General features: G+C 63.7%; 18 protein-coding genes. 13 read left to right on the forward strand and 5 right to left on the reverse strand.

Going from position 1 to position 24,662, the window contains the following annotated elements; all coding sequences use genetic code 11:
- The first annotated feature begins 583 nt into the window (after window positions 1–583).
- The 10 genes from P4L93_01060 to P4L93_01105 all read left to right on the forward strand — a co-directional run bounded on the left by P4L93_01060 (window position 584) and on the right by P4L93_01105 (window position 13,270).
- On the forward strand, window positions 584–1,144 hold the full coding sequence (locus P4L93_01060) for a flavin reductase (protein ID MDR3685534.1): 561 nt from the start codon (window positions 584–586) through the stop codon (window positions 1,142–1,144).
- Between the two features lie 439 nt (window positions 1,145–1,583).
- A complete protein-coding gene (locus tag P4L93_01065) occupies window positions 1,584–2,579 on the forward strand; it encodes a hypothetical protein (GenBank protein ID MDR3685535.1) in 996 nt (331 codons plus the stop codon).
- Between the two features lie 412 nt (window positions 2,580–2,991).
- Window positions 2,992–4,449, forward strand: coding sequence for a catalase (locus P4L93_01070; protein ID MDR3685536.1), 1,458 nt, complete (start codon window positions 2,992–2,994; stop codon window positions 4,447–4,449).
- Between the two features lie 155 nt (window positions 4,450–4,604).
- A complete protein-coding gene (locus P4L93_01075; protein ID MDR3685537.1) occupies window positions 4,605–6,245 on the forward strand; it encodes an MFS transporter in 1,641 nt (546 codons plus the stop codon).
- 9 nt (window positions 6,246–6,254) lie between these two features.
- The gene (locus tag P4L93_01080) at window positions 6,255–7,724 is read left to right on the forward strand and encodes a DUF2252 domain-containing protein (GenBank protein ID MDR3685538.1); all 1,470 of its coding nucleotides are present in this window, start codon (window positions 6,255–6,257) and stop codon (window positions 7,722–7,724) included.
- A gap of 284 nt (window positions 7,725–8,008) precedes the next feature.
- Entirely contained in the window at window positions 8,009–10,216 is a 2,208-nt protein-coding gene (locus P4L93_01085; GenBank protein ID MDR3685539.1) for an acetate--CoA ligase family protein, read from the forward strand.
- 387 nt (window positions 10,217–10,603) lie between these two features.
- The gene (locus tag P4L93_01090) at window positions 10,604–11,449 is read left to right on the forward strand and encodes a class I SAM-dependent methyltransferase (GenBank protein ID MDR3685540.1); all 846 of its coding nucleotides are present in this window, start codon (window positions 10,604–10,606) and stop codon (window positions 11,447–11,449) included.
- A 98-nt stretch (window positions 11,450–11,547) separates the two neighbouring features.
- Window positions 11,548–11,757 (forward strand): hypothetical protein, encoded by a 210-nt coding sequence (locus P4L93_01095; protein ID MDR3685541.1) that lies wholly within the window; start codon window positions 11,548–11,550, stop codon window positions 11,755–11,757.
- 16 nt (window positions 11,758–11,773) lie between these two features.
- The gene (locus P4L93_01100; GenBank protein MDR3685542.1) at window positions 11,774–12,787 is read left to right on the forward strand and encodes an MBL fold metallo-hydrolase; all 1,014 of its coding nucleotides are present in this window, start codon (window positions 11,774–11,776) and stop codon (window positions 12,785–12,787) included.
- Window positions 12,788–12,934: 147 nt separating this feature from the next.
- Window positions 12,935–13,270 carry a hypothetical protein gene (locus P4L93_01105; GenBank protein MDR3685543.1) on the forward strand — a complete coding sequence of 112 codons (336 nt, stop codon included), beginning with the start codon at window positions 12,935–12,937 and terminating at the stop codon, window positions 13,268–13,270.
- 64 nt (window positions 13,271–13,334) lie between these two features.
- On the opposite strand, the gene P4L93_01110 is transcribed toward P4L93_01105, so the two are convergent.
- The 5 genes from P4L93_01110 to P4L93_01130 form a co-directional block, all read right to left on the reverse strand.
- Window positions 13,335–14,627, reverse strand: coding sequence for a SpoIIE family protein phosphatase (locus P4L93_01110; GenBank protein MDR3685544.1), 1,293 nt, complete (start codon window positions 14,625–14,627; stop codon window positions 13,335–13,337).
- Between the two features lie 103 nt (window positions 14,628–14,730).
- On the reverse strand, window positions 14,731–17,190 hold the full coding sequence (locus P4L93_01115) for a GAF domain-containing protein (protein MDR3685545.1): 2,460 nt from the start codon (window positions 17,188–17,190) through the stop codon (window positions 14,731–14,733).
- 122 nt (window positions 17,191–17,312) lie between these two features.
- Complete coding sequence (locus P4L93_01120) at window positions 17,313–17,861, reverse strand: GNAT family N-acetyltransferase (protein MDR3685546.1); 549 nt, start codon at window positions 17,859–17,861, stop codon at window positions 17,313–17,315.
- An 18-nt stretch (window positions 17,862–17,879) separates the two neighbouring features.
- Window positions 17,880–18,656, reverse strand: coding sequence for a class I SAM-dependent methyltransferase (locus P4L93_01125; GenBank protein ID MDR3685547.1), 777 nt, complete (start codon window positions 18,654–18,656; stop codon window positions 17,880–17,882).
- 339 nt (window positions 18,657–18,995) lie between these two features.
- Window positions 18,996–19,979 (reverse strand): L,D-transpeptidase family protein, encoded by a 984-nt coding sequence (locus P4L93_01130; protein MDR3685548.1) that lies wholly within the window; start codon window positions 19,977–19,979, stop codon window positions 18,996–18,998.
- Window positions 19,980–20,116: 137 nt separating this feature from the next.
- Between P4L93_01130 and corA the strand changes: the two genes are divergently transcribed.
- From corA to P4L93_01145, 3 genes are read left to right on the forward strand one after another with little or no spacing between them, the layout of a single operon-like run.
- Entirely contained in the window at window positions 20,117–21,088 is a 972-nt protein-coding gene (corA, locus tag P4L93_01135; protein ID MDR3685549.1) for a magnesium/cobalt transporter CorA, read from the forward strand.
- On the forward strand, window positions 21,082–21,759 hold the full coding sequence (locus tag P4L93_01140; protein ID MDR3685550.1) for a CDP-alcohol phosphatidyltransferase family protein: 678 nt from the start codon (window positions 21,082–21,084) through the stop codon (window positions 21,757–21,759). Before corA ends, P4L93_01140 begins: the two co-directional genes overlap by 7 nt.
- Window positions 21,760–21,811: 52 nt before the next feature.
- Window positions 21,812–24,322 (forward strand): sugar phosphate nucleotidyltransferase, encoded by a 2,511-nt coding sequence (locus P4L93_01145; GenBank protein MDR3685551.1) that lies wholly within the window; start codon window positions 21,812–21,814, stop codon window positions 24,320–24,322.
- The last annotated feature ends 340 nt before the right edge of the window (window positions 24,323–24,662 follow it).

Raw genomic sequence — 24,662 nt, forward strand, 5'->3', positions numbered from 1 at the left:
TCTGCTGACGACGGTCCGCTTTCGGCCGGGCCTGTCGGCGCACGCCGAAATCGCGATGCCATCATTGCGGGGCCGTGACACGGGCGACTGGGCTCGACCGGGGAGTGGTGAGACGAGGCCGTCGGCTGCCTCGTCTCGATCGTCAAAGCCCAAGGAGGCGTGTCCCATTGATTGCGAAGCTATGAACGGACACGAAACCGACGCAGTTTAGTATGCGAGTGCGGCTTTAGTATGACCCTGCGTCACCGCTCGCAGTCACGGGATCTCGGGTCCTTCAGGGGTCTCGAGGACTCGGGGCGACGGGCGCCTGTAAGAACGCCTCCGTTGTAAATACCATAGTAAACAGCACCTCGTTCGCGGGAGTCCGCAACGGTTCGCCAATGACGCAATAGCGCGCTGACCTGCGTTTTTCGAACGTCAGCGAACTCATGTGAACCCGAAGCCGCCTGCTGGGGGTCAAGGGGCCGCAGGTTCAAATCCTGTCAGCCCGACCAGCACTTATTCGAGGCACCCTTCGGGGTGCCTCGTTTCGTGTAGCCGCTACACTGACGAGGTCGTCAACCAACGAAACATGGAGATCGCAGTGGAAGCAAGCATGCGCACCGAGGGGCCGAGCTTCGCGCAGCTGTTCAGGCAGATCTCCCCCGAGGAGATAGCCGACAACGTCTTCAAGCTGGTGGGCAGCGACTTATACGTCGTCACGGCAGGCACCCGCGAGCACTACAACTCCATGGCAGCAAGTGGGGGTGGGTTGGGAGTCCACCTGATGAAGCCCACGACCTGGTGCACGCTTCGGGCCGACCGCTACACCCTTGAGTTGCTAGAGGAGTCTCTGGCGTACACCGTGTCCTACTTCCCTGACGACCACAAACCCGACCTGTTTGCGTTCGGAAAGGAGTCGGGGAGGGATGGTCGGAAGATGGCGGAGACCGAGCTAACTGCTCTTCAGACGCCCTCGGGAAGCATGACCTTCGAGCAGGCGCGCATGGTCATAGACTGCCGACTCATGGAGATCACGACTCCTGCGTACGACGATTTCCGGACACCCGAGGCTCGCGCCTTCGTGGAGGAGTCCTTCAAGAAGCCCGAAGCCCAACGCAAGTTGGTGTTCGGTGAGATCACTCAGGTCTGGGTGAAACGCTAGCCTTCAGCCGCCGTGCCCGCGGCCAAATTCTTCAGCAGCAGCTACAAACGCGTCCGCCAAGGCCGACCAGCACTTTCGCGAGGCACCCTTCGGGGGTGCCTCGTTTCATTTGCATTGGAACTCGACCGTCGTGTTCGGATCGGGAGAGTGAATTCGTGCAGGCAACGCGCGTTCGCCCAGCAATCCGCCGGGCGCCCCTGCAGCTTGCAGCGGCTACAAACGCGGCTAACAAGCCCGACCACGTACTTCCGCAGCGCACCTTCGGGTGCCCTCCTCGGCTGGCCGCACTGTGCGCGTGCGAAGTGGACTCAACGCAAACTCAACGCCGCGCCAACACAGATGCGGGCCTCCGTCGTTCAAGATGGAATCGTTGGGGACCGCACAACGACACAAAGGTCGCTCGACGGAGAGCGTCTGCGGCAAATGGAAATGAGGACCGATGACTCGAATCACGCGTGCTTCACTCGCAATCGTGTCGGCGTTGGTGTGCAGTTTGGCGCTGAGCGCTGCTGCTTTCGGCAGCGTTCCCGGCGACAGCGGAGCCGATGCGACCCTACTCAATGACTATTTCGGTTCGAGCCTGACCACCACCTTGGTGGCTGGAACGGGCGCAGGTGCGAACACGGCATACTACTTCAAGACGGAACTCTTTCCTGGCCAGACTCTGCTCGCTGAACTCACGTCTGGGGCCCACGTCGTCAACTTGAAGCCCCTCGTGTTTGTCGCTTCCAACGACGTTCGAGTGGGTTCTGCGGCGTTCTTGCCGGGCAGCGTCAGCCACCTAGGCTTCACCGCCGTCTCCCATGGCATGTACATCGTCGAGGTCACGACAAGCGGACGGGACGACGATACGTCGACACCTCCGGGGACCTTCACGGTTGCGCCCACCGTATCGACTAGCACGTATCAGCTTCACTACGCCGCAGGCCCAAACGGGACCTTGAGCGGCACCACCTCCCAGACGGTGGACTACAACGGTGTCGGCTCAACCGTCACCGCCAATCCCGACGCGGGTTACCACTTCGTGAACTGGAGTGACACCAGCACGGCGAATCCGCGGACTGATAGCGACGTCATCGCGGACGCGACCTACACCGCGAACTTCGCTCTCAACGCCCCCTACACCCCACCGACCCGAGTCAGCAGCGCTCTGCATCTGAGCGGCCCGCGGAGCGGCTCGGCACGGCACACCTGGAATCTCTCTGGCACGCTCTCGCCGGCCGTCACATCAGGTAGGGTGTTCCTGACTTACTGGCGCTTCAAGGGCGGCGCATGGAGGCAGTACGGCAGGGCCAGCGCCGCGATCGCTAGTGGCAGGTTCTCGTCGAGCATCAAGCCCCCGACCAAGGGCCAGTGGCGCGTTTTCGCAAGCTATGGTGGCTCGGCCGACTACGGCAAGGCGCCAACGGTCAAGCTGAACTTCACAGTCAAGTAGCGCGTGAGTTGACGCGCGGGAAGGCCGGTAGTCGACTTCATGTCGGTTGCCGGCCTTCGAGCCGCGGCTACAAACGCGACAACTAGGGCGGACCAGCACATTTCGAGGCACCCTTCGGGGTGCCTCGTTTCGTCTAGCTGCGGGAATGTCCTTCACTTGCGCCCGAAAGTGGTCACAAACGCGTCTCCTCAAGTGTTCTGGGCGCACGACAGTGACCCGAGTTGCCTCAATCCGATGGTCTGCCCCGACGGGTCCGGAGCAGTGCTCTGGTGCGCGTCTGCACCCCCTCAGCAGCAGGCGATGGGGTTGGTTGACTGACTAGACATGTCGTCCCCGTGTCTGGCTCGCGGGCAGAAACAGCTGTTAGGGAATCAAAAGCTAGAGTCAATCGCCTGGGCCGAGGGAGACCACCATGAGCGACAAGAAACTCACCACCAACTTCGGGGCACCAGTGCCCGACAACCAGAATGCGATGACCGCTGGACCGAGGGGTCCGATGCTTGTACAGGACGTGTGGTTCCTGGAAAAGCTCGCGAACTTCGATCGCGAGGTCATCCCTGAGCGTCGTATGCACGCCAAGGGTTCGGGCGCTTTCGGCACCTTCACGGTCACTGGCGACATCACGCGCTACACCAAGGCGAAAGTCTTCTCAGAGGTTGGGAAGAAGACCGACCTGTTTGTGCGCTTCTCAACTGTCGCGGGGGAACGCGGAGCAGCCGACGCCGAGCGCGACATTCGAGGCTTCGCCGTGAAGATGTACACGGAGGAGGGCAACTGGGATCTGGTGGGCAACAACACACCCGTGTTCTTCCTCCGTGATCCGCTCAAGTTCCCTGACCTGAATCACGCTGTGAAGCGCGACCCACGTACGAACATGCGCAGTGCGCGCAACAACTGGGACTTCTGGACGTCGCTTCCCGAGGCGTTGCACCAGGTGACGATCGTGATGAGCGACAGAGGAATCCCCGCGACCTACCGCCACATGCATGGCTTCGGCAGCCACACGTTCAGCATGATCAACGAGGCAGGGCAGCGGCATTGGGTCAAGTTCCGCTGGCAGTGCCAGCAGGGCATCATGAACCTCACCGACGAAGAGGCAACGGAGCTGGTCGGCAAGGACCGCGAGAGCCATCAACGGGATCTGTTTGAGAGCATCGACAAGGGCGACTTCCCAAAGTGGACGTTGCAGATACAGGTGATGGCTGAGGCCGACGCTGCCAAGATGCCCTACAACCCGTTCGATCTCACGAAGGTCTGGTATCACGCGGACTACCCGCTCATCGAGGTTGGGGTGATGGAACTGAACCGCAATCCAGAGAACTACTTTGCCGACGTCGAGCAGGCGGCTTTCAACCCAGCGTCCGTGGTTCCAGGCATCGGCTTCTCACCAGACAAGATGCTGCAGGGTCGGCTGTTCTCCTATGGGGATGCGCAGCGCTATCGACTCGGCGTGAACCACCACCTGATTCCAGTCAACGCCGCCCGTTGTCCTGTACATGGGTACAGCCGTGATGGACTCATGCGGGTTGATGGTAACTACGGCGGGACGTTGGGCTACGAGCCAAACAGCTACGGCGAGTGGGTTCAGCAACCCGACTTCGCGGATCCGCCGCTCGCACTCGAAGGTGCCGCCGATCATTGGGACTTCCGTGCCGATGACGACGACTATTTCACCCAGCCAGGCAAGCTGTTCCGACTGATGTCTCCCGATCAGCAGCAGGTTCTGTTCGCGAACACTGCCCGCGCAATGGGTGACGCGCCTGCGGAGGTGAAGATGCGCCACATAGGAAACTGCGCGAAGGCCGATCCCCTCTACGGCGAAGGCGTGGCAGAGGCACTGGGCATCCCAGTGGGGGAGTACATCGAGTAGTGAACCCCGAGGCTGCATTCGCAGGATACGCGTGATGAGACTGAACTGGTTCGCATTCTGTGCGACTGCCGCTGTGATGACGAGCATGGGTTGATGACTGAAGTGTTGCGGGGGTAGGGGTGTGCCGAGGCCCGGGACGACCGAGGGGACTGCAATTGGCTGACACGGTGGCTTCAACCAAAGAGAACGCGGGCTGGGGCGTCATCGGCATGCTGGCGGCGGCGCAGTTCATCATGGTGCTCGACACCACAGTGATGAACGTGTCGATCTCACAGGTGGCGGCGGACCTGCACACGACAATCGTGGGCATGCAAAGTGCCATCACTATGTACACGCTGGTTATGGCTGCTTTCATGCTGATTGGCGGGAAGATCGGCGACCGGTGGGGGGCCAAGCGGGCCTTCTGGATTGGCCTGTGCGTCTACGGACTCGGGTCGTTTACCACCGGCATCGCGCCGAACCTGACGGTGCTGCTGCTCGGCTGGTCTCTGATCGAAGGTCTTGGAGCCATCCTCGTCATCCCCGCGATCGCGGCCCTAACCGCGAAGACCTACGAAGGCAAGCAGCGGGCGCTGTGCTACGGCATTCTCGGAGGAGTGGCAGGCGCGTCGATGGCAGCAGGCCCGCTGATCGGCGGTTGGGTGACCGCCTACTTCTCGTGGCGTTACGTCTTCATCGGCGAAACCGTGATTGTGCTGCTTGTGATGTTGTTCCTCAAGCTCATCCCGGCGACGGTCGGACGCAAGAGCAAGCTCGATGTGGGCGGTGCCGTGCTATCGGCCGCGGGGCTCGGGGCGATAGTCTATGGAGTGCTCCAGTCGAGTCAATGGGGCTGGATTCTTCCCAAGGCCAACGTGCCGGTCTTCAACGGCATGCCGCTGGCGCCCCTCGGCCTGTCACCCTCGCTGTGGCTCATCATCATCGGCGGCATCCTGATTACGCTGTTCGCCCGGCGCGAAGAGGCGGTCAAGATGCGCGGCAACGAACCGCTCCTCGACCTGGCTCTGCTCGGTATTCCGAGAATGAGGGCTGGACTCATCATTCAGTGGTGCCAGGCGTTCATCATCCAAGCCACGTTCTTCGTCATCCCGCTGTATCTGCAGATCGTGCTTGGCTTCGACGCGCTCAAGACCGGGAAGACGATTCTGCCGATGTCCGTGGCGTTGTTCGTGTTCGCCCTCGGCGGCGCTTCTCTGACGGCACGTTTTGGTGCCAAGCGCATCGTGACAGTCGGCCTGGCAATCTTGCTCGTGGGCGAGGCCGCACTGCTGTACGTCCTGGCGCCGCAACTCGCTACTGGATTCGGGGTTGCCATGGCGCTGCTGGGAGCCGGACTCGGACTGCTCGCGTCGCAGGTGGGCAACATCATCATGTCGTCCGTCGACTCGTCCCGCAGCGGCGAGGCCGGTGGGCTGCAGGGCACATCCCTCAACCTCGGGGCGTCGCTCGGCGTCGCGCTCGTCGGCTCCATCGTCATTGGTCTTCTTGCCGCGAACTTCTCGTCGCTGGTGCTCGCCAACCCGAACCTTCCCGACTCGGTCAAACAGCAGGTCACTGTCGCCTCCGAAAAGAATGCGAACTTCGTGTCGACGGCACAAGTAGAGGCCGCCGCGACTCAAGCTGGTCTGCCGGCAGCCCAGACCGCCGAGATTGTGCAGAACTACTCGGACGCCCAGCTCGCTGCGTTGCGAGCAGGCTTGGCGTTCCTCGCACTGTTCGCACTGCTTGCGCTCGCGTGGGTCAGGCGGTTGCCCGACCAAGCCGTGCAAGTCGCAACACCGCAGGCCCAGACCTAGGAGGACGCCATGGCACGACGCATTACGAGTCCGACTCCTGGCTCAAGAGTCGTTGCACAGACACCGCGACGCTCGACGAACCGCGAGATCGTTCACCTGACACCGGACGAGCACCGCGCACGCGGCAAAGCGGCGCGCGTCGCCGTGCCTCGTGCAAGCCACGCTGTCTGGGAGCCGTTTGACGGTCGCCCTAATCCCGTCGACCTGCTTGAAGAGCAGGCTGCGACCCGCGTTCCCGAACTTGTTCCGATCCGCTATGGCCGAATGCTTGTCTCGCCGTTCACGTTCTATCGCGGGGGCGCCTACATCATGGCGTCCGATTTGGCTCGGACGCCCGTCTCGGGGCTCAACGTTCAGCTCTGTGGCGACGCGCATCTCTCGAACTTCGGCGGATTCGCGTCAGCCGAGCGACGGATGGTCTTCGACATCAACGACTTCGATGAGACGCTGCCTGGGCCGTGGGAGTGGGACGTCAAGCGCCTGGCGGCCAGCTTCGAGATCGCAGGTCGCGATCGAGGGTTCTCGGCAAAGAAGCGGCGGTCCGGGGTCATGGCGGTCGCTCGTTCATATCGTGAGGCGATGGCGTCATTTGCCGAGATGCGCGATCTCGACGTCTGGTACTCGCGCCTGGATATCGAGGCGATTCTGCCAGAGCTGCAGCGCCAGGTCAGTGCAAAGCGGGGAGCGCAGGTGGCGAACAACGTTGCGAAGGCGCACACGAAAGACAGCATGAAGGCCTTCGCCAAGCTAACGCATATCGTGGACGGCGAGCCCAAGATCGTGAGCACTCCTCCTCTAATCGTGCCGATCTCGGAACTCCTGCCCGAATTGGAGGCCCGAGAGTTCGAGAAGAGCATCAGGACTATCCTTCGCCGGTACCGCACGAGTCTGCAAAACGACCGGCGCGTGCTTGTTGAGCGGTTCCGCTTCGCAGATCTCGCGCGCAAGGTGGTCGGCGTGGGGAGTGTTGGGACGCGTGCTTGGATCGTGCTGATGCTCGGGCGCGACGATGAAGATCCGCTCTTTCTCCAGGTCAAGGAGGCGTCTGCATCGGTCTTGGAGCCTTTCGTTGGCGCAAGTGCGTTCAAGAACCACGGACAGCGGGTCGTCGAAGGCCAGCGCCTTATGCAGGCGTCAAGCGACATCTTCCTCGGATGGGTCCACGTCACGGGAGTCGACGGCGTGGAACGCGACTTCTACGTCCGACAGTTGTGGGATTGGAAGATATCCGCCCAGATTGAAACGTTCGATCCCTCAATGCTGGTCGCCTACTCAGGTGTGTGCGGCTGGACGCTGGCGCGCGCCCACGCGCGGTCTGGCGACCGGGCGGCGATCGCGGCCTATCTCGGCTCGGGCACCGCATTCGATGAGGCGATCGGCGACTTTTCGGCGGCCTATGCCGATCAGAACGAAGCCGACTACGCCATCTTCAAGGCTAGCGTTGAGAGCGGGCGACTCGAAGCTCAAACCGGTCTCTAGCCGGTTTCTGAGGTTACAAACGCGTCCACCAAGCCGGGCCAGCGCACATCGAGGCACCCTACGGGGTGCCTCGTTTCGTCCGCCTGCATTACTAGGCCACTTCGGACGGTATGTTCCGCGGACCGTGCGGTCGCGACGTTTGAGTCGACGAGACCTCTCCCTATACTACGAGGATGCGGCGCGCCAAGCTTGGTGTGCTACCTCAGCGCAATCCGGAACACAGGAGTACGGGCCATGTTGCGACTCTATAGGGGACGGCGAAGGCGAGCTCGCGTGAGTACGTCATGTTGACGGACGCAGCGGGCGCCCCGCGTGAGGCGGCCGAAGTCTTGGCCGCGGCGGTAGCTAACGGTCTCGGCGCCTTGGACGAGTGGCAAGCGAAGGTCCTGCTCGCCGGGTACGGGGTCTCTATCCCGCGCGGTGGCCTCGCGCGAAACGAGGACGAGGCCGTGGCGATTGCTCGGCGGCTTAGCGGGCCGGTGGTCGTCAAGGCCATCGGACCGCACATCGCCCACAAGACGGAGCATGGGCTGGTCGCCCTGAACCTCCTTGGGGACGAGCCCGTCCGCATCGCTGCTCGCACCCTTCTGGCACGCGTGGAAGGCCAGGATACCATGCTGCTCGTCGAGCAGATGGTCCGAGGAACACGCGAGTTCATGGTCGGCATGAAGCGTGATCCTTCCTACGGCCCGGTCGTGATCTTCGGCGTCGGGGGTGTCTTCGCCGAGGCCCATAGGGACATCGCGCTTGGCGTGACGCCTTTGGAGGACCGGGACATCGAAGGGATGCTCGACGGAATCAGGGCGAGTGCGCTGCTCGATGCATTCCGCGGCATGCCGGACGTGGATCGCGCGGCATTGGCTGGAGCAGTCCGCGCACTCGCGCGCATCGCCGAGGACTTCCCGGCCATCACCGAGATCGACGTGAACCCCCTCATAGTCGAGGGCTCGATGCCTGTAGCCGCCGACGCACTCGTGATCCTCAGTCCCGCAGCGGAGCTCGGCGGATCGACCTCCAGTGCTCGTGCCGCCTCGTCGCCGGATCTGACCCCACTGTTCTCTCCGCGCGCAGTCGCGGTCGTCGGCGCCTCGAACGACCCTCTTAAGTGGGGCGGATCCCTCATGCACAACCTCATCAACGGTGGTTTCCCTGGCCCCATCTACCCTGTGAACGGTCGCGGGGGGACCGTGTTCGACCTCCCAGCTTTTCCCAGCATCAGGGAGCTTCCCGAGGCACCGGACCTGGCGCTGGTGGCTGTGGGTGCCACCCATGTGAACAGCGTGATAGAGCAGTGTGGCGAGCGAGGCATCCCTGTCGCGCTTGTGGTCGCTGCTGGTTACTCCGAGGCAGGGGAGGCGGGAGCCGTTGCGGAGGTGGAGCTGGTCAAGACTTCCAAGGACTGCGGCGTCACGCTCATCGGCCCAAATTGCATGGGTCTTCTCGCGACGCACAGCCGGCTCCACGCCGTTGGCTTCCTCGAGTTGACGCCGCAACCGGGGGGCCTGAGCATCATCTCCCAGTCTGGCAACATAGGCGTGCAGCTGGTCACCCGGGCCGAGCGTCGCCACGTCGGCATCGACAAGTACGTTACGGTCGGCAACCAGGCCTCTACCACCGCGATCGACGTGCTTGACGCCCTTGGGGACGACCCGGAGACCACGGCCGTACTCATCTACCTCGAAGAGATCGGCGACGGTCGCCGCTTCATCGATGTCCTGCGCCGCATCACGCGCAAGAAGCCCGTGGTGGTCTTGCCGGGCGGCATGACGGACTATGGGCGCCGAGCAGCCGCATCGCACACAGGCGCCATGGCGGGTTCCACCGACGTCTTCTTGGCTGCGACGCGGCAGACGGGCTGCCTCGTGCGAACGGGCCCTGACGAGAGCCTGGACTTGGCGCTGTGTCTTTCCGCGCTTCCGTTGCCGGCGGGCCGCCGAGTGGCCATCATGACGCTCGGCGGAGGATGGGGCGTGCTGGCAGCCGACGAGTTGGCCCGCAACGGCCTTGAGTTGGCCGCGCTCGAACCTACCATCCTCGCCGCGCTAGACGAACTCCTGCCCGGCTACTGGTGCCGAAGCAATCCCGTCGATCTTGTGGCGGCTGTCGGCCCCGACCTCGCTGCCAGCACATTGACGATGCTCTCTGAGAGCGAGGTCATCGACGCGGTAGTGGTGCTCGGCATCCTTCGCAGCCCGTCCACCGGCTGGACCTCGGACGACCCGGTGGCCGCTGGCGTACCGGGTGGACCCGGGCGCGGTGACTTCAACCCTGCAGAGGTCTCGTTTCTTGAGCGAGTGACAGAGCTCATAGCGAGTACGGGCAAGCCGATCATCAACGTTCCCCTCCGCCCAGTGGAAGCCGCGACCTTCCCGGGTGGTGCGCGATACGATCCAGTGATTCTCTACTCGCCGGTCGCCGCAGTGCGTGCCCTTGCGGCCATGGCCTGGTACGGCGAGTACGTCGCCGCGCAGGCAGATCTGACGCAACCATGAGGCGATAACTCGAATCGTCCATGAGAGGCTGTCGGCCGCGGACATCTTGGGAAGCCCGGGCAATGCCGAGCGCCGACGGAGCCCGCGCCGCCTTGCACATCTCGCGTCTGGGCTGCCCGAACTTTGCGTCTGTGGCCCAAGCGCTGGTTTCGTCCTCTACCACCACGGGAGAAGCCAAGGACTCTTCGCGAGTGCGATGCGGGCATGCGACCGTCGTCCTATCGTTGGGCGCGCATGGTTGGCGCAAGACGACAACCAGCTCACAAGGAGGAAGACGATGACGTTGGAGATTGTGATTGTCGCGGCTTGGGCGGTCGGGTTCATACTTCTCACGTTCGAAGTGGCTGGGGTGCGCCTCACTCCGGTGTCCGACAGCCGGAGGGTCAAGTGAGATCCGGCCACGAGAGCCAGACTGCCGTCATGGTCTGCGCGGCGCGAGCAGCTGCTCATGGCAGGATCGGAGTGGCCGCATTCTCCGACCCAACTGCACTCGCGCTGCTTCCACAGGACGCGCGACAGCGCGTCGAGCGATTTCGCTCGGGCGTGCCGCCGAGGAGCCTGCGTGAACGTGTCGGGAATGCGGTTCTCGAGGGACGGTCGCAGATGATGGTCGCCCGCACCGTTGCGATCGATGCGGCGATACGAACCGCGGCGTTTCCGCAGGTCGTGATTCTCGGCGCTGGGCTGGACGGGCGAGCGTGGCGAATGCCGGAACTCGCCGAGGTGACCGTGTTTGAGGTGGACCATCCCGCCTCGCAGCGCGAGAAGCAGGTGCGCGGCGCGACGTTGAGGCAGACGGCGCGCGACGTTCGTTTTGTGCCGGTCGACTTCACGTGCGACCGTCTAGAGGACGCGCTCGCGGCCGCCGGTCACGACCCCGCGCGCCAGACGACTTGGGTGTGGGAAGGGGTGGTCATGTATCTCGAGCGAGCCGACATCGAGGCGACGCTTCGGGTTGTTGAGGCACGTTCGGCGCCGGGAAGTCGCCTTGTTGTCATGTATCAGTCGCCATCCATCATCCGGCAGTTAGGCGGCTTCGTCCTTGGCTGGTTAGGCGAGCCGTTTCGGTCGTCGTTCACCGCCGATGCGATGCGTATGTTGCTCGCCGGGCGCGGTCTTGCCGTACTCCAGGATGACGACCTGGCGACAATCGCCACCGGAGTGTCCGCCGATTTCGCCGAAGGCGCGCGACTCCTGAAGGACGTGCGAATCGCGATCGCCGAAAGACGGTGAACAGGCGCGTCGACAACGGCTGCGAGCGCTATCCTGACTAGAGCGCCGCTAAGCACGACGCGTCAGGCGTCCGACGGGGGAGAAGATGCGCAGACTGGGTGTTCGACGAGGCGCTCCAACTCGCCTCTTCGGCAACGATGCGTGGTCAGATTCTTCGCACGCAGCTCGTCATGCTCATCCCGTGGCTCGTATCTCAAGGGTTCGAGATCGCCCTCGGTCTGATCTCGGTGTTCCGATCCGATGCCGTCCTCGGCTGGGTGATGGCGCGTCGGAGTTCGGTGGCTGTCCCGGCTGATCGAGCTCTCTGAGAGGTGGGTCGAGTACATGGCACCAGGTCCGATGGCCCAGTGGTTCATGCGCCGAGTGGTGCGCTCTAGGATGGCGTGGAAGGACGTTCTTGGCCAGGACGGTTTGTATGCGATCGTATGTGGTTCGGGCTCGCCCTTGGCCGATGCTCACCGCTCAGGTCCGTGCATCGCGGTCTCAGCTGGCGAGCACTTCTTCTTCGTGGACGCCGGCCAAGGCAGCACGAGGAACGCGCAGCTCATGCACCTACCGCTGGCGAAGACACAAGCGATCCTCCTGACCCACTTCCATTCGGACCACATCGCGAATCTCGGCGAGTTGATGCTCCAACGATGGGCGAGCGGTTCAAACGCCGAGCCAGTCGATGTGATCGGCCCTCAAGGTGTACAAGACGTGGTGGAGGGCTTCAACATGGCCTACCGGTCTGACGTGGAGTACCGTGCGGCTCATCACGGCCCCGACACTATGCCTCCGACAGGTGCAGGAGGGCGGGCGAAGCCGTTCGAGCTCTCGCCGGCGTCCGATGCTTCTGCGGTCGTGTTCGACCGAGACGGCGTCAAGATCACTGCCTTCCGAGTCGACCATCGTCCCGTCGAGCCGGCGGTCGGCTACCGCTTCGACTACAAGCGCCGCTCCTTGGTGATCAGCGGTGACACTTCGTACTCGGAGTCTGTTCTCGCGCAATCCAGCGGCGCCGATCTCCTCTTTCACGACGCGCTCAGTGCCTCACTGATACAGATGGTTGGGGACAATGCCGGCGTGACTGGTTCTCCCGCCGCGGCCAAGGTCATGCACGACATCCCGAGCTACCACGCCACGCCCGAGGACGCAGCGCGCATCGCGTCTGGTGCCGGGGTGAGGCAGCTGGTTCTGTACCACATCATTCCGCCCGTACCTCGGCAGATGGAGAAGCTATTTCTGGGCGATGCGAAGCGCTTCTATGGCGGGCCGCTGAGCGTGGCCAGGGACGGGATGTTGTTCTTCATGCCGCCCCAGTCTGCTCGGATTGAGACCAAGCGCCTGTTGCGGTAGTCGCCGACGAGTCTCTGCTGCTGCTGCTGCGATCATCACGGCGCGAGAACTGCATTGGTCGCCCGACGGGAATAACCCCGACATCGGCGGCACAAACTCGCGGCAGCTGGGAGTGGACCGAATCCCAGCATCTGGAGGATTACAGAGATGGAACGCCAGGGAGTCCACGCCTACCTTCTGTTGATCGACCCCGAATCGCTCGAGATCTTGTGGGCGAACGACAATGTCGAGGCGCGGGTCGCGGAGCGAGGCGGGGACTCGGCGGTTGGGATGCAAGTCGGCGACGTGATCCCCTTTGGAGACGCGCTCGGTATCCCGGCGCGGCTGCGGGAAGTCGCCGCAACCGGGAAGTCGTGCGAGCTGCACTCGAAGAACTTCTCGGTAGTGGGTGCCCAGACTAGGACCAGCGCCTCGATGTACCGGTTGCCGGCCGGCCAGCTACTGGTGGCATCCGAGTACACGGTCGACGGAGTGCCGAGCTAGCGCGTTGCTGTCGAACGCCGCCTTCGGTGAGCTCGGGTGCGAACCCCACGAGTGTCTCGGCGGGCTAGGTGGTCGGCGGCGCCCCACCGGTCGCGAACTCCAAGACGATCACTGCAGCGCCGGCTTGAGCCTGGCAGACGAGCGAGAGTAGCCGCACTGCCGCGTCCGCGCCACCCGTATCGCCCGTCAAGCCGAGCGCGAGCTTGGCCTCGGCAGCTACGGCGGGTTCGTCAAGCACAGAAACGCGACCGCTCAGCAGTGCCACGCGATCGCCCGGCAGCACGATTCGCATCGCCGTCTCTGCGTGCGCTCCGCGCGACCCAGCCACGGCCTCTACGGGAAGCGTCAGGGAGTCGCGACCCTGCCGGCTCAGGGTCATCAGCGCCACACTGCCGCCCATAGCCAGGCTCACCGCGCCAGCTATCGGGTCATACGTCGCTGCCGCTGCTGACATCCATGCCGCGTCTTGGTGCGAGCGCATGGAACCTTCGAGCATTCCGAGGACGTCTTCAGGCGGGCTACCATGCGTTGCCGCCGCACGCATCACGCCTCGTCCAGCGCGAACGGCCTCCTCGGCATCCCCTCCGGACGAAGTCGATGCTGCCCCAGCGACAAGCATGAAGCCTGCGCTCGGCACATCCATCACCTCTGCGAAGGCTGCTGACTCACGAGCGCGCCCTGGGCGCGTGACCGCGGTCCAGATGCGGGCGGTGGGTGGAACGGCCCAAGACGTGGCGAGGACCGCAGGCACGATCAGCCCGCGGGAGTTGGACGCGAACTCGCATTGCTCGGCGTCCTCGCACGGGCTCGCATCGTGCTCGACGACGCCTGGTGGCGTTCCCGGAGCGCACCGAAGGACCAGCGCCGCAACGTCGGCGAACAGCTGGATGTCGCTGCGAGTCTCGGCAGGGAAGGGCTGCGGTTCGGGCCATTCGAGGGTGAGCACTCCCATGGGACCCTCATGCGACCCGAGCGGAAGGATGGCGTACGCATGCGACCCGAAGCCGTTGCGCCACCGCCCCACGCCGTCGGCGCCTTCGCTGTCTCCCACGCCGTGCGGGTTGCCCACGAAGATCGGCTCGCCACCGAGAGCCGTGCGTGTCGCGTCGGTGTCGGTTCCGAGGGGCGTCGACATGTCTCGAATGAACTGGGAGAGTTGGCCGGCCGCGGCAATCGACTCGAGGTGTCGCTCGCGAGCTCCGTTTCGCACGACTCCGATGCTAGCGCCCGTCAGGCCGAGCCCCGCGACGGCGTGCGCGCAAATCGCCTCGGCCGCCGCCTGCTGGCCTCCGACCGTTCTGGCGATCTCAACGAGTACGGCGACGTTGTGCCGGGAATCACGGGCCCCTGTGTCCATGGACTCAGCATACCGCCCGTGTCCAACCGCGCTCGTACGCTTGCGGCAAGTGGGGGCGCCACGCTCGCCTGCGACGTACGAGAGTCGCGAGGTGGCTGGCGGTCTAGCTCGCCTGGCCGACGTGGGCGGAGAGCGAACTCGCGCTCGCACTCCGGGCCAGGATCTGGAGGAAGACGTCGACGATCCGGGGGTCGAACTGAGTGCCTGCGTTCCGTTCGAGCTCGCGCGCGGCCTGCTCAAGGCCAAGGGCACTGCGATAGGGCCGGTCGGAGGTCATGGCGTTGAACGCATCGGCGACGGAGATGATGCGCGCGCCCAGCGGGATGTCCTCGCCGGCCATGCCAGCCGGATAGCCGTGACCGTCGTAGTGCTCGTGATGGTAGAAGACGATAGGGACGACGTCTTCGAGGAAATCGAGCGAGCCGAGGATATTGGCTCCAATGCTTGGGTGCTGCTGCATGATCTCGCGCTCGCCGGCGTCCAGCGGGCCGGGCTTGTTCAGAATCGACCCGTCGATGCCGATCTTGCCGATGTCGTGAAGGATTGCCGCCTTGCGCAGCGTTTCCGTCTCGTGCTCGGTCAGACCCAGCCCCTCGGCGATCGCAATCGCGTGGTCGGTGACCCCGCTCGAGTGACCGAACGTGTAGGGGTCCTTCGCATCGACGGCCGCAGCCAGAGCCGTGATCGTGCCGAGGAAGTGACCCTCAAGGTCGCTGTAGACCCGCGCGTTGTCGATAGCCATCGCAAGCTGCCCGGCGAACGACGCGACAACGCTTAGGTTGGGCTGGCTGAACTGCGTGGCCGAGCTCGAGCGGTCGATGTTGAGTACGCCGATCATGCGGTCCTTCGCAATCAACGGAACGCTGAGTGCCGACTTCAGGCCCTGTTCCTTGAGCTCGCCGTCGAACGCCGTGCCGGCTCCGTCGATGAGCAACAGCGACTTGCGGTGCTGCGCCACCCAGCCGGAGATGCCCTCGCCGAGGCGAACCTGCGTGTCGGCGATGACCTTGTCCGAGAGGCCTTCGGCGGCCTCGATGGTCAGAATGCGCGAAGCTGAGTCGTAGAGCATGATCGAACCGCCATCGGCACCCGCGACGTAGATGACCTGCTGCAACGCGCGCCGAAGCAGCGCTTCGAGCTGAATGTCCTGCCCCAACACTGAGGCCAGTCGATTGAGCGCCGTGAGTTCTCGGACACGCTGGTTGCGCTGTTCGAAGAGCTCGGCGGTCTTCAGCGAGATGGAGATCTCGGGGGCGAGCAGTTCGAGGAAGCGTGCGTCCTGCGACGAGAACGCCTCGCCGGATCGCTTGCCGCCGAGCACCAGCACGGCTTCAACTCCCGAACTACTGGTCAGGGGCACAACTGCCGAGATCTGGCGCTCGGCCAGCATACGCGCCGTCTCTGTGGCGTCGTCGAGGTCCTCGGCGAGAATGGCATGGCCACCGCCGGAAATCGCCATGATGTCGGCCAGCCCCGGCTCGTCCGAGGCCAGCAAGACGCCGTGCACCGTGAGTCCGTCGGCTTCCGCAATGACGAGTGACGCGCGGTCGACCTTGAGCAGTTCATCCAGAACCCTCTGGACCGCCGCGAATATCTGCCCCGCGTCCACCGTGACCGCAAGTTCACCAGACAGCCGTGCCATCAGTGCTTGGCGGTCGTGGCGCTTTCGGTAGAAGAAGCGCTCCGTGGCGTTTTCGAGGCTCTGGCGAATCGGCTGAAACACGAAGACAAGGGCCAGACCGACGATGACGAAGGAGGCGTCGGCACTCAGACCCAGTCCGCTGGCCAACTCAGTCCGAGCGAACTGGGCGACGACCAGAAGCACGCCCATGAGGATGGCGACAAGCACCGCGTACAACACTCCACGGAACACGACGAGGCGCATGTCCATAAGCCGGTGCTTGATCATCGCGTACGCAGTGAATCCGAATAAGAACAGTGGGGTGTAGGTGTTCAGTATCGACAGCTGCCACGCACCTTCAAATGTCGGCAAGACGAGCCCTAGTACGACGCTGAAGACGGTGAACAGCCCGATGCCGAGCATCATGTACTTGAGTTGCGCGTGTTCTCTGCCCTGCGTTTGGCGAGTCTTGCGCACCAGCACCGCGATCAGCAGGCCGATTCCAACAATCAGCCACGCCGAGTAGACGAACATGCCCAGACCGGGGGTGATGCTTGTGCCCCAACTGAAAGACTGGACCGTGGCAACGACCAAAGGCGTTGTTGCCGTGACGATTGCAATGGCGCCGCCGACAGCCATGTATGCCAGCCATCCCCACGCTGGCGTGCGCTTCGATGATGGAAAGACGAGGGTGAAGTAGAGCAAACATCCACCCATTACGATCGCCATCGCCAAGTCGAGCCGGTTCAGCGTCAGCGCGACCGCCGAGAACTGCGGAAGATCCGAGAGGAACGCGAGCGTCAACCAAGCAATCGACGCCAAGACCGTGAGCGCGAACGCCCTGTTGGCCGGGCTTCGACGGTTGCGAAGATAGACGGCCAACGCCAATCCGACGTTGACCAGTCCAACGATGATCAGACTGATTGCGCGCGCATACTCCACGGCTGCTACCTAGCTTTGTTTGGCGGTCTTTGCCCTAGCCATCCGTTTATCGACCACAAATGCGGTTCGCTTGATGGTCAGGAGCGGCTGCGACCCGGGAATCTTGCAGATTCCGCCATCCGCTAGCGGCGAGCGCCGTTGAGCACGGGGCCGGTGCCGGGCATGTCGAACGCGATCGGGATGCAGCGTGAGCCGAGGTAGTCGACCGGCTCGGCCTCCATGAGCACCGGCAGTCCCAGACGCGTAAGCATGTGGTAGAGCGGTACGTCGGCGATGGCCAGCCATGCCTTGGCCGAGTGATCGGTCGCCCATGACCACATCAACTTGTTCAGGCCGAGGAAGATTCGCAGATCCTGAGAGCGCCCGTGTCGCCGTGTCGCCAGGCGCGAGACCTCGACGGTTTCACCAGAAGCAATCCCGAGACTCGAGAGGTCGAGGTATCGTGCGCCTGGGAGGTCCTCGCGCCAGCCAAGCAGTAGTCGAACGGTGCCGACCACCATACCGTCATCGTAGGCAAGGAAGTGAGTGGCGAGCGCGTCCGAAGCGTCGGTCTCGATGCCGCCCTCGCAGGCCTCCTCGTCGACCCAGGACTTCTCGAGGCAGTAGACCTCGTAGCGCAGCCGCTGTGCCTCTTGAATCTGCTCCGGCGTCTCGCAAACGATGAACTCCACGCGGCACGCTCCCTCTTGTTAGGCTGCAGCCGCTTTCACAGCGGTCGCAAACACGTTCTGGTCGGCAGAGGCCAGGCAGACCTCGAACCGACGCACTCCCTGCGAACGTTGTCGATCGAGCAGGCTCTCAAGCTCGCTTCGGTCAAGCGACCGATACGCCCCGGCGGCCTCCCGCCCATTGATCACGAAGTTGTTCAGCAACCATTGCGCCGCTCCGCCCGTGATGAGCGTCCACAAGGTGTCCAAGACGGTTCCTATCTGGCGATGCAGACCCCAGATATTGCGCAGCCGGCGGAAGTGGTCGGCGATCATGGGACTCACGCTGTAGCAGGGTAGCGGGCTGGAGATGACGAGCACGCCGTTTGGCTTGAGCACCCGCAGCAGCTCGCCGACGACGCCGTCGGGGTCGTCGAGCGCGTAGAGAACGTTGATCGTTACGATGCGGTCGAACGTCCCGTCCGCAAAAGGTAGCGCCCCGTTCAGGTCGCCTTCCGAGAACCGCACGTACCCCAGGTCGCGGCACTTACGGCGCGCAATCGAAAGCATTCCATCCGAGGCGTCCAGGGCGTCGATCTGAATCGCAGGCGGGTTCTTGCCCGAGATGAAGTGCTCGAAGTTCCCGGTACCGCATCCAGCGTCCAACACATGCATCCCGGGCTCGAGGCTGAGTGCCTCGTAGGCCTGCCACAGGAGTCCGCGGTACGGGATGAGGTGGTAGACGCTGTCGTAGACCCGGCTGTACAGGTCCCAGAAGCTGTCGCCTTTCGCGGCGACAGCGGTAGCGTTCTCCTGCATGCGCACTCCCTGCTACATCATTTGCTGCGACTCGTACTGCTGCGGTTACTGGTGCGGTCCGGAGGTGACCAGGGCGCATCAGCTATGAATCGTAATACTTTGTGACGAATATCACACATGCAAATGTAATTCGCTTCCAGCCGGAGCGCTCCTGCCGTACGTTCGGGGATGCGAAGTCGGTTGGTTTGCCGGACGGCGGCCTGCGGGACTTGAGTCCGCCGATCGACGGAGCCGAGCAACGCGAAGCCCCGACTCAAGGAGCGAACCGGGGCGGTTGGGGAGCTACCGAGGGCGCCGGCTGGACGCGCGCTCGGCGGGGGGTCTGGAGGCTGTGACCTGCTAGTACGAGGCGATCGCCCCGGCGCCGGCAGCCTCGGTGCCCACGGCGAAGCTCGGCTTGAGTGCCGGGTTCATCGTCTGCAAGACGCGAATCATGTCGGCTCGGGCGATGGCGACGCACCCCGCCGAGAGCCCGTTGTGATAGTCGGGCGGATCGAAGACGTGCAGGAATATCGCGGTGCCTCGGCCATGGACGACCTGGTTGGGCGGCGAGTTGTAGCCGGTCGACAGCGCGTACTCGTACTGGATGCGTACGTCGACAAGGTGTTCGCCACTGACGTGCCTCGAAGAGACCACCCACTGGTTGTACGTGTTGGCCTCGTCGCTCCACCAGACGTTCGTGGTGGTCTGCCGATACGGCATCGACGTGCCTGCGGGCGGCGACTTATGCCATCCCCACACCCATGCGCCCGGCCACCAGATGCCCGTCGGAGTCATGCGGCTTCCTTGCTTGCGTTTCGTTCCGTCGACGAGCCCGTACGTGCCGAAACGGGCGGGGGCAGACAGCACCTGCTTCCAAGTGCCATTGGCGAGGTTGAAGATTCGGAGGGTTCCGTAGGTAGCCCCGAGCTTCGAGCCCGTTGCGACGATGAGCTGCTTGGAGCCTGGTAGCACACTCGCCATCCCCAGCGGCAGTACGACTGGCGCCGGCGCCTTGACCGCGACTCTCTTCGCGACCTTCTTCGGGGGCTTCTTTACTGCGAGCGGGGCGCTCTTGCTCACAACCGGGACCGCCACGCGCGTGCTTGTCGCCTCGGCAGTGGCGCTCGCCGCTACAGCCTTCACGACTGACGTGACTGCCCGCTCGGTACTTGATGACGCAGGTGTGGTTGCTGATGGCCGAGGAAAGGTGCCTATGAGTACCGCGACCACTGCGATCGCAAGCGCCGCAGCCCCGACCGCACCGGCCAGCGCGAGCGCCCGCTTGCGGGCAGCGGCGGCGTCGGTCGAGCGTCGCATCTGGATGGGCTTCTTCTCGGACACCTAGCTCCTCTGCTAAAGATCTTGCTCCACGGGTCGATGCAAGCATCGCGCCGAATCGGCGAAACCCGCTGTCGCTGCGACTCTACAGCGCTATCCTAGTCCACAGAGTCGCAACTTCAGACGGGGGAGGGCACCAGGTGCCAGAGGTCGTGCTTCGCTGGCTCGACACGGCAGGGGCGCTGCAGACGGCATCGAGTGTCTCGAAGGCCGACCTCGACGCCGCCTTCTCTCAGGGTGCCACGTGGCTTTGGGCCGATATCGCCGATCCCACTGACGACGCCTTGCAAGCGCTCAGCGAGCGCTTCGCGTTTCATCCGCTCGCGATCGAAGACACGGCCCACCAGCAGCATCGAGCCAAGCTCGATCAGTATCCCAACGGCCTGTTTCTCGTGTGGTTGACCCCCGAGCACCCTCGTGGCGATGGAGTCGTCGTCAGCGAGCTGGATGTGTTCGTTGGAAGCGAGTACTTGGTAACGGTGCACAAGGGCCCCAACAAAGGCGTTGACTCTGCGGCCGAGGACGGTGCTCAGGCGATGGCGACGGGTCCCGCATGGGTGCTGCACAAGATCATCGACCTCCTGGTCGACTCGACGCTCCCGCTGGTCGACAAGGTGGGTGAGCGGCTTGACTCGATTGAAGACACGATGTTGGGAAACCCGCGACAAGAGGACCTGATCTCGCTGCACCGTGTGCGAAGGCAGCTCGTTCGGCTGCATCGGATCATCGCCCCCGAGCGCGACATGTTGCGCGGGCTCGCCCGAGAGAGCGGTGTGATCAGCGCTGACGCCTACACGTACTTCCAAGACGTCGGCGACCACATCTCGCGGGCGCTCGACTCCGTCGAGACCTACCAGGACGTGGCCGCTTCGGTCATGGACGTCTACCTCTCGGCGCAGAGCAATCGAATGAACGAGATCATGAAGCAGCTCACCGTCGTCGCGACGATCTTCATGCCGCTGACGCTCATCTCGGGTATCTACGGGATGAATCTCGTCAAAGGCATGTGGCCGTCGCCTTTGGGAGACTCTTCGTTTCTCTTGGTCATGGTGTGCATGACCCTCATCGCGGTGGTCATGGCGCTCTACTTCAGAAAGAAGCAGTGGTGGTAGAGGAGCGCGGGCCAGAACCTGAAGCGGTACGGGGTCAAGACCGACCCCAGGATCGCTCGCGCGATATCTACACGATCGCCAACACTGTGACCCTGCTGCGGCTGATGTTGATACCGTTCTTTTTCACGGTGCTTATTCGAGGCCGACACAACCTCGGCGCGTTCATTCTGTTCGCGATCGCCGCTTCGACAGACTGGCTCGATGGCCAGATTGCGCGGCGAACGGGAACGGTCACGGCGCTCGGACAAGCCATCGACCCGCTGGTAGACCGTCTGCTGATCGCCGCCGGGGTGTTTGGCCTGTGGCTCGTGGGTCGTCTTCCGGGTTGGATCGTGTTCGTGCTCTTGGCCCGTGACGTCTACCTGGGCTACGGCGCGTGGCGGCTCGAGCAGCTCTACGGCCGTCGCCTGCACGTGACCTACGTTGGCAAGATCACCACGGCGCTTCTTCTCGTCGGCTTTGCGGATCTCATCCTTGCATGGCCGATGATTCGGGGCGCGGGTCTGATTGACAGCAGATTCTTGCCGGGGCTCGGTTCGCAACCCGCGCCGTTGGGAATCTGGTTCGTCTACGCTGGGATGTGCTTCTCGATCGCTGCCGCGATCCAGTACTCGTTTACTTACCTGCGCACCGCACGTGAGGCGCGCGAGGAGCTTGCTACCACCGAATAGACGGCGTTCCCGTTTGTCGGGACGCACCGACGCGACTACAAGGAGGCACGCGATGAAGGCCGTGATCATGGCAGGCGGGGAGGGTTCGCGACTGCGTCCGCTGACGTCGTTGCGACCCAAGCCGATGGTTCCGATCGTCAACCAGCCCGTGATGGAACACATCGTCGGGCTGGTCAAGCACCACGGCATCGACCAGATTGTGGCAACGCTGGCGTTCATGCCGGCGGTCATTCAGGACTACTTCGGTGCTGGTGAAGAGTGGGGCGTCGAGATCGAGTACGCCGTCGAGGAGACGCCACTGGGCACAGCCGGCTCGATCAAGAATGCGGCGCATCTGCTCGCGGGCGACGAGCCTTTCGTCGTCATCTCGGGCGACGCCATCACCGACATCAACCTCACGGAAATCGTCGCGTTTCACAAGGAGCGCGGTGCAGCGGTCACAATCGCGCTCAAGCGGGTACCCGACCCGCTGGACTTCGGCGTCGTCATCACCGCCGAGGACGGCCGCATCGAGCGCTTCTTGGAGAAGCCCACGTGGGGTCAGGTGTTCTCGGACACCATCAACACCGGCATCTACGTGGTCGAGCCATGGGTACTCGACTACATTCCCGCCGATGCGTCGTTCGACTTCTCGGCGGACCTGTTCCCCAAGCTCATGGAGGATGGGCACGCGCTCTACGGGCTGGCGGTCGACGGCTACTGGTGTGACGTGGGCAGCCGTGAGAGCTACATGGAGGTCCATCGCGACATCCTCGACGGCAAGTCCAAGTCGTTCGTCCCGGGTGTGCATGCGCGCGAGGGCCTCTGGGTCTCCGAGAGCGCCAAGATAGACGGCACCGCTAAGTTGGGCAAAGGCGTGGTCATCGGCGAGAACGTGACCGTGCGTGCAGGTGCCGTGATCGGCGACTACGTGGTCATTGACGACAACTGCGTCGTGGGGCAAGACGTGCATCTGACCCACTCCGTGGTGTGGAGCGACACGTTTATCGGCAAGAACGCGAACGTGTCGGGGGCTGTGTTGTGCCGTCACGTCGACATTCGGGGCGGCGCATCGGTTGCGGTGGGCGCGGTGATCGGTGACGAGTCGGTCGTGGGACAGGGCGCGCACGTGGGCACGGACGTGCAGGTCTTCCCGTACAAGCGCATCGAGTCTCAGGCGATGGTGAACTCGTCGCTCATCTGGGAGTCGACCGGAGTCCGCTCGTTGTTTGGCGACGCTGGCGTGCAGGGACTTGTGGGTGTCGACATAACCCCGGAACTCGCGCTCAAAGTCGCCGAGGCGTACGGCACGATGCTGCCCAAGGGCGGACATGTGGTGGTTACCCGGGACTCGACCCGCGCCGCGCGCATGGTCAAGCGCGCCATGATCGCCGGCCTCAACGCTGCCGGCATCAACGTGCGCGACCTGCGCGTGGGCTCGCCTGCGGTAAGCCGCTTCACGACGCAGAAGACGCGCTGCGTGGGCGGCATCCACATCTCGGGATCGATGCGCGAGGCGCAGTCGCTCGAGATCCGCTTCTTCGACAAGAATGGATTGGACGTCGGCCCATGGGAACAGAAGAAGATTGAGCGGCTGTACTTCCGCCAGGAGTTCCGGCGCGCGTTCTTCGACGAGATCGGCGACATCATCTACCCGCCGCGCCCGCTGGAGTACTACGGTGCCGCGCTGAACGACGCCATGGAGGAAGCCGGCCTGATGGGCGAGTGGCGCAAGGTCGTGGCGGACATGGCCGGCGGCCCGGCAACGTTCATCCTTCCGCAGGTTGCCCACGGCTGGAACATCAACCTGATCGCGCTGAACGGAGTGATCGACTCGGAGGCAGCTTCTGCACCCTCCGAGGTGCCCGAGGACGAGGCGATCAGCAACCTGACACGAACCGTCGAGATGTTCGGCGCGGACCTCGGCGTCATGTTCGACTGGGGTGCCGAGCGCATCCGCATGCTGACGGGTTCGGGTCACCTGCTCGACCCGGACACTGAACTCCACGCGATGGTCGACCTGTGGTGCCGCACACGCGACGTCGAAGGCGCCATAGCGGTGCCGCTCTCGGCGTCCCACGCGGTCGAGCAGATCGCCGCACGCTACGGGCACGAAGTCGTGCGACCGGGACGGTCCCGTCGCGCGTTGGCCGCGGCGGTGCTGGATGGGCGCGCCGTGTTCGCCGGCTCGGAGAGTGGCGGATTCATCTTCGGCGACTTCTTCCCGACGTACGACGGCGTGCTCTCGACCGGCATGGCCGTCCGGATGCTCTCGAAACTGGGGGTCACCCTCGACGAGGTCGTGGCCGAACTCCCGGAGTTCCACAAGGCACACCACACTGTCCGATGCCCCGCCGAGCGCAAGGGCGCCGTCATGCGCGCGGTCACCGAGCGTGCCGCTGGAATGAACTCGCAGCTCGATGAGGGTGTTCGGGTGCTGTACTCCGACGGATGGGCGCTCGTGCTTCCGCACTCCAGCGAGCCGCAGGTACAGGTCTGGGCCGAGGCGGCCACCGACCAAGCAGCCAGCGCGCGTGCAGAGCAGTGGGCGAGGGTCGTGACCGATGCGATCACGCAGCACTAGCGTGCCGCGGAGCCGCGAAGTGGGCATTTGAGAGTGATAAACTGTTGTATTGATTCCTCGGGCGATGCTTGCGCGATGGAGTGGTTCTCGGCAAGGATGGTCTGACGCTTGCTCCCGGTATCCCAGAGTTTACGGTCGACTGGGAGCATCGGCATGGCGGTAACGGCACGCCCACGGCAGGCATGCCGGAGGGTTTGTCGGCGCTAGTATTTGCACATCCAGCACGTCACGCCCGGTTCGCCACGCGAGTGTGGCGAGACCCTCCGGCTGTGGCAGTCATACCAAGGAGATACGAAGCGCGTGGCTCAGGAGCCCAACGAGTACCTTCCATCACCGCGTC

The sequence above is a fragment of the Coriobacteriia bacterium genome (genome assembly GCA_031292615.1).
Classification (GTDB): Bacteria; Actinomycetota; Coriobacteriia; order Anaerosomatales; family JAAXUF01; genus JARLGT01.

Coding starts and splice junctions, on each gene's coding strand:
- P4L93_01065 (MDR3685535.1), top strand. CDS start 1,584: ATGACTCGAATCACGCGTGCTTCACTCGCAATCGTGTCGGCGTTGGTG.
- P4L93_01070 (MDR3685536.1), top strand. CDS start 2,992: ATGAGCGACAAGAAACTCACCACCAACTTCGGGGCACCAGTGCCCGAC.
- P4L93_01080 (MDR3685538.1), top strand. CDS start 6,255: ATGGCACGACGCATTACGAGTCCGACTCCTGGCTCAAGAGTCGTTGCA.
- P4L93_01085 (MDR3685539.1), top strand. CDS start 8,009: ATGTTGACGGACGCAGCGGGCGCCCCGCGTGAGGCGGCCGAAGTCTTG.
- P4L93_01100 (MDR3685542.1), top strand. CDS start 11,774: ATGGCACCAGGTCCGATGGCCCAGTGGTTCATGCGCCGAGTGGTGCGC.
- P4L93_01105 (MDR3685543.1), top strand. CDS start 12,935: ATGGAACGCCAGGGAGTCCACGCCTACCTTCTGTTGATCGACCCCGAA.
- P4L93_01110 (MDR3685544.1), bottom strand. CDS start 14,627: ATGGACACAGGGGCCCGTGATTCCCGGCACAACGTCGCCGTACTCGTT.
- P4L93_01125 (MDR3685547.1), bottom strand. CDS start 18,656: ATGCAGGAGAACGCTACCGCTGTCGCCGCGAAAGGCGACAGCTTCTGG.
- P4L93_01145 (MDR3685551.1), top strand. CDS start 21,812: ATGAAGGCCGTGATCATGGCAGGCGGGGAGGGTTCGCGACTGCGTCCG.